Annotated in this window: 5 protein-coding genes; 1 reads left to right on the top strand and 4 read right to left on the bottom strand. The window is 63.5% G+C overall.

Annotation, left to right across the window (positions count from 1 at the left end; genetic code table 11):
* The 3 genes from ENZ74_RS19235 to ENZ74_RS19225 form a co-directional block, all read right to left on the bottom strand.
* Positions 1-385: biotin/lipoyl-binding protein (locus tag ENZ74_RS19235; RefSeq protein ID WP_127312926.1), on the bottom strand; the 385-nt coding region annotated here is incomplete at its 3' end.
* A 15-nt stretch (positions 386-400) separates the two neighbouring features.
* Positions 401-3,577 (bottom strand): multidrug efflux RND transporter permease subunit, encoded by a 3,177-nt coding sequence (locus ENZ74_RS19230; protein ID WP_024502613.1) that lies wholly within the window; start codon positions 3,575-3,577, stop codon positions 401-403.
* A complete protein-coding gene (locus ENZ74_RS19225) occupies positions 3,571-3,825 on the bottom strand; it encodes a hypothetical protein (protein WP_024502614.1) in 255 nt (84 codons plus the stop codon). Before ENZ74_RS19225 ends, ENZ74_RS19230 begins: the two co-directional genes overlap by 7 nt.
* A gap of 241 nt (positions 3,826-4,066) precedes the next feature.
* On the opposite strand from ENZ74_RS19225, the gene ENZ74_RS19220 reads away from it, so the two are divergent.
* The gene (locus ENZ74_RS19220) at positions 4,067-4,657 is read left to right on the top strand and encodes a TetR/AcrR family transcriptional regulator (protein WP_013532873.1); all 591 of its coding nucleotides are present in this window, start codon (positions 4,067-4,069) and stop codon (positions 4,655-4,657) included.
* A 330-nt stretch (positions 4,658-4,987) separates the two neighbouring features.
* On the opposite strand, the gene ENZ74_RS19205 is transcribed toward ENZ74_RS19220, so the two are convergent.
* Positions 4,988-5,794 (bottom strand): substrate-binding domain-containing protein (locus tag ENZ74_RS19205; RefSeq protein ID WP_127312925.1); only part of this gene is annotated, 807 nt, incomplete at its 5' end.

Genomic DNA, 5,794 nt, shown 5'->3' with positions numbered 1-5,794 from the left:
GCGTCGCCGTGTCGCGCTGCACTTGGGCCTTGGCCTGGTCGAGCGCCGCCTGGAAGTCGTCAGGCGAGATCTTGTAGAGAAGATCGCCTTGCCGGACGTCGACGCCGTCGGCTGCGGTCTGCTCCTGCAGATAGCCGGGAATCCTCGCCTGTAAGGTGATGCTGCGGATCGGCTCTGTCCGCGCGGCATAGTCGAGGTAGATCGGGATCGTCTTCTTGACGACGCTGACCACCGGCACCGGCATGACGAACGCCGCCGGGGCGGGCGCCGCACCTGCCGTGCCGGCATTGAGGCTGAGATTGCCCATATCGAGCAGGTGGACGCTGGCCACCGAGATCGCACCCAGCGCGACAGCCGTTCCCAACGCGATTTTCCATTTACGCATGATCAGTCTCCAATCTTATTCGGCCGCTTCCGCCAGGGGCGGTAAAGCGTGCTCAGCAGTTGGTTCATTGTCTTGAGAGGTGGGCTCGTCTTTGCCGCGGCGTTCACGCAGCTGTTCGATGACCGCGTAGAACACCGGCACGAACACCAGCGACAGGATGGTCGCCGCGACCATGCCGCCGAACACGGTGGTGCCGATCGACTGCCGGCTTGCCGCACCGGCGCCGGTCGCAAACATCAGCGGCAGCACGCCGAGGATGAAGGCGAAGGCCGTCATCAGGATCGGCCGCAGCCTGAGCCGTGCCGCCTCCATCGCCGCGTCGACGATGCTGAGGCCTTCCTCGCGCCGTCGCCTTGCGAATTCGACGATCAGGATCGCATTCTTGGCCGCCAGGCCGATCAGCATGACGAAGCCGATCTGCGAGTAGACGTCGATCTGCATGCCACGCAGCAACAACGCTGCGAAGGCGCCGAACAGGGCCAGTGGCACCGCCAACAGCACCATGAACGGCATCGCCCAGCTCTCATACTGCATCGCCAGGATCAGGAAGACGAAGACAATGGCGAGGCCGAAGACGACGGACGCGATCGATCCTGCCTTGAGCTCCTGGAAGGTGATGCCGGTCCATTCGAAACCGAAATCCCTTGGCAGCGCGGTTGCAGCGGCCCGTTCCATGGCGGCAACCGCCTGGCCGGAGGAAAAGCCCGGTGCGGCGCCGCCATTGATCGAGGCCGAGGCATTGTTGTTGTAGTGCGGCACGGTCTCCGGGCCGACGAAGGGCACGAGTTTGCCCAGCGTCGAGAGCGGCACCATGCCGCCGGAGGCATTGCGCACATAGAGCCGCGAAATGTCGGCGGCACCTGCACGTGCATCCTTGTCGGCCTGGATGGTCACCCGGAAGGTGCGGCCAAACAGGTTGAAGTCGTTGACGTAGAGCGAGCCGAGATAGATCTGCAGCGTGTTGAAGACATCGGGCAGGTTGAGGCCGAGCAGTTTGGCCTTGCTGCGGTCGAGGTCGTAGTTGAACTGTGGCGTCGAGGTCGAGAACGGCGAGAACAGCTGCTGCGGGTTGATTTCCGGCTGCTTGCGCGCCTCGGCGATCACGGCTTGCGTCGCATCGTTGAGGGCTGAACTGCCGCGGCCGGTCAGATCCTCGACGACGAATTCGAAGCCGCCCGTCGTGCCGATACCGGGGATCGACGGCGGATCGAAGCTCAGCGCGAAGGCTTCCGGGATCTGCATCAGCTTGCCGCGCACATCGGCGACGAGCTTCGATGCGCTCTGGTCGGGGCCCCGCTCCTCCCATGGCTTCAGGATGGCGAATTCGACCGCCGAATTCGATTGCGCGGCACTGGTCAGGAAGTTCAGGCCGCTGATCGAGCCGACGATGTCGACGCCGGGCGTCGCCTGCAGGATGTCGCGTGCCTTCTGCGCCACCGCGTCGGTGCGTTCCAGCGATGCGCCGTCGGGCAACTGGATGACGACGAAGAAATAGCCCTGGTCCTCGACCGGAAGGAAGGTCGAGGGCAGGCGCTGCCAGACGAAGTAGGTGGCGACCAGCCCCGCCGCGAACAGGCCGAGCATGATCCAGCGCAAACGGATGAGGATGCGCACACCATTGGCATAGGCGTGCGACAGCCTGTCGAAGCCGGTGTTGAACCAGCGGAACGGGGCGAACTGCGTTTCGCCGCGATGCCGCAGGAAGGCGGCACTGAGCGCGGGGCTCAGCGTCAGCGAGTTGAAGGCGGAGATGCCGACGGAGATCGCCACCGTCAGTGCGAACTGGTTGTAGAGCTTGCCGGAGACGCCGGGAATGAAGGCGACCGGCACGAACACCGCCATCAGCACCGCGGTGGTGGCGATGATCGGGCCGGTGACCTCGGTCATTGCGGCCTTGGTCGCCGCAAGCGGTTTGAGCCCGGCCTCCAGCTGTCGTTCGACATTCTCGACCACGACGATGGCGTCGTCGACGACGAGGCCGATCGCCAGCACCATGCCGAGCAGGGAGAGCATGTTGAGCGAGAAGCCGAGCATCTCCATGACGACCAGCGTCGCCACCAGCGACACCGGAATGGCGATGGTCGGGATGATCGTCGTGCGCCAGCTTTGCAGGAAGAGGAACACCACGGCGACGACCAGCACCAGCGCTTCGCCGAGCGTGATCAGCACGTCATGCATCGACGCCGAGACGAAACGGGTGGTGTCGTAGTGCATCGCATAGGACACGCCCTTCGGGAAACGGCCCGACAGCTCCTGCATCTTGTCCTTGACGCGCTGCTGCAGATCGAGCGCGTTGGAGCCGGGCATCTGGTAAACGGCAAGCACCACGGTCGGGTCTTTACCGAAGAAGGCAGACGACGAATATTGCAGCGCGCCGAGTTCGATGCGGGCGACGTCGCGCAGCCTGACCAGCGAGCCGGTATCGGTGTTGGCGCGCACGACGATGTCGCCGAATTCCTTGGGATCGCTCAAGCGGCCGACGGCGTTGACCTGCATCTCGAAGGCGGTGCCGGCGGGTGCCGGCGACTGGCCGATCTTGCCGGCCGCCACCTGGACGTTCTGTTCGGCGATGGCGTTTTGCACATCGACGGCGGTGATGCCGAGATTGGCGAGCTTGTCGGGATCGAGCCAGACGCGCATCGAATAGCGCCGCTCGCCGAAGATCTGCACGTCGCCGACGCCGGGCAGCCGCTTCAGCGGGTCGACCACCTGCAGATAGGCAAGGTTGCTCAGCGCCACCGGATCGACCGAACTGTCGGGCGAAGTCAGGTTGACGATCAGGACGAAGTTCGGATTCTGCTTCTTGATCGTCACGCCGCCCTGGTTGACGATCGCCGGCAGCGACGAGGCGGCCTGCGAGACGCGGTTCTGCACGTCGACGGCGGCGGTGCTCAGCGAATAGCCGACATCGAAGGTGATGGTGATGGTCGAGGAGCCGTCATTGGAACTCGTCGACGACATGTAGGTCATGCCCTGCACGCCGTTGATCTGCTGCTCCAGCGGCGTCGTCACCGTGTCGGCCACCACTTGTGCGCTGGCGCCCGGATAATGGGCGCTGACCACGACCTGCGGCGGCGTGATGTCGGGAAACTGCGAGACGGGCAGCAGGAAATAACAAATCGACCCGGCGAGCACCATGATGATGGCGATCGCCGAGGCGAAGATCGGACGGTGAATGAAAAAGTTTACCACGACACGCACGCCTCTCCGGCTGCTGTTGCCCGCCCGAAGGCGCTGGCAACCCTGGACAGCCTTTGGCCGCGCTTGTCACCGAGGCCGTCCCGCGAACGCAGCAACGGCACCTCGCCACGCTGCGTATCGGCGAGCGAGCGCAACATCGTCTCGAAGGCGCGCGGGTCGACGCCATCGGCTTTCATGACCAGCCGGATCATCGGATCCCGGACGGCTTCATCTATGGTAAGATCGCGGCGCTGTGGCATGGCCGGCTCCTTGTCTGTCGATTCGCAGCCCGTGCTCGCGAACCGTTTTCATCTCTTCACCGGCCGAGGCCGCATGATTGGCAGTTTCTCGCCCCTCTCGTCTGGCAGGGCCGTTCACGGCCTTGTTATTGACGGTGGACGATATAGGTGTTACCAGTAAGTAACATTCTGGAAGTTACAGACCGGTAACACCCTAGTCAAGAGGTGGCCGAGGGTTTTTTGGAAACGAAAGGAGATCATGATGGCAGACGGCATCGTGGAGCGCTCTCGTCCCCGGGATCGGATCCTGGAGACGGCACGCGACATGTTCCACAAGCATGGCATCAAGGGCGTCGGCGTCGACGCCATCACCGAAGCTGCCGGCACGAACAAGATGACGCTCTATCGTCACTTCGAATCCAAGGACGAACTGATCGTCGAATGCCTGCGCGCCAATGCGGCCAAGGCCGGCGCTATGTGGGAAGCATTCGAGGCCGAATTCCCTGGTGACAAGCTTGCCCAACTGCATGCCTGGGTTCGCAAGGCGGCTGCCATGCTCAATGCGGACGGCCGCGGCTGCGACATGGCCAACGCCGCCGCTGAGCTGACCGAGCCGGACCATCCGGCCAGGCTGGTGATCAAGGAGCTCAAGGAAGCCCAGCGCGCGCGCCTTGTGACGCTATGTCGGGATGCCGGCATTGGTCAGGCCGAACTGCTCGCCGATACGCTGTCGCTGTTGTTCGAGGGCGCGCGTGTCAGCGTGCAGACCGTGGGTACCGAAGGTCCGAGCACCCAGTTCGTGCGCATGGCCGAAGGGCTGATCGTTTCGTTCCGGGGCGCTGCCGCCGGTTGAGATTCGCCACGATTGTTGGCGGGTTACGGCTCTATGACGGAGGGCCGCGTACGCCGTTGACCCAGGCGGTATGGAAACTCCGGCGGCCAAACGAAAAAAGCCCGCTGCCGGGAGGAGGTGGCAGCGGGCTCGATTTTCGAATGTGGCGCGGGAGGAGGTGCACCCCATTCAGCGTCGGCATCGCATCTGGGAGGAGTAGATGGCCGACAACCAGAACCTACGAGTTGCCCAACGATTCGGCAACAAAGAAACTTGCATAGCTGCTGTGCAGATTTGCCGTGCCAATTATCATACAAATCCGGCAACAGGCATTTTTGCAGGCCGCCTGCTTCACTGCACCGGCACGTTTTCCCTGAAGATCAAGCGCGGTTCGATGAACTTGCGCGTCAGATAGGGTGCGGAGGAGGCAATCGAGCCGAGCAGGCGAATGACCGACTGCTCGGCGATCAGCCGCGCATTCTGGTCGATGACGACATCGGCGAGATCGTCGACGAGATGACCGCGCGTGTCCTTGGTCAGGTCGTGGCAGATGAACACCGGCTTGCGGTTCGGCCTGGCCTCGCGGATCGCCTTTGCAACGCCCGAATGTCCAGCTCCGACGCAATAGATGCCGAGCAACTCTGGCTCGTCGTGCAGTGCCTTCATGGTCTCGGTGTAGCTGGCATCGGGCTCGTCGTTGATCTCGACGGCGCTGCTGACGGTCAGATTGGGAAACTCCTCATTGAGCACCGAGCGGAAACCCATCTCGCGTTCCTCGTGGCCGCGATAGGAACGTGAGCCGACGACCATCGCCAGATGGCCGGTGCGGCCGCCAAGGAAGCGTCCCATCAGCAGCGCCGCCGTTCGTCCCGCCACCCGGTTGTCGATGCCGACATAGGCCGCGCGCGGTGCCGTCGGAACATCGGACACCAGCGTCACCACACGCATGCCGGCTTCGACGATGTCGCGCAGGATGTTGCGCGTACGCGGATGATCGACAGCGATCACGCCAACGCCATTGGCCCTGAGCGACAGGTTTTCGACAGCGCTCTGCAGCGCGTTCGGCGAGATACCGGCGAGATTGTGGATCCGGCACGAGGCGACAAGCGGCAGACGCGCGGCGTAGTCCTCGATATGCCCGGCGAGATCGCGCATGAA

Source organism: Mesorhizobium sp. M7A.F.Ca.CA.002.15.2.1, assembly GCF_003998715.1.
Taxonomy (GTDB): Bacteria; Pseudomonadota; Alphaproteobacteria; order Rhizobiales; family Rhizobiaceae; genus Mesorhizobium; species Mesorhizobium ciceri.
The sequence above is the reverse complement of the archived record's forward strand: the minus strand, read 5'-3'. Positions and strand labels throughout refer to the sequence as shown.

Coding starts and splice junctions, on each gene's coding strand:
- ENZ74_RS19225 (WP_024502614.1), bottom strand. CDS start 3,825: ATGCCACAGCGCCGCGATCTTACCATAGATGAAGCCGTCCGGGATCCG.
- ENZ74_RS19220 (WP_013532873.1), top strand. CDS start 4,067: ATGGCAGACGGCATCGTGGAGCGCTCTCGTCCCCGGGATCGGATCCTG.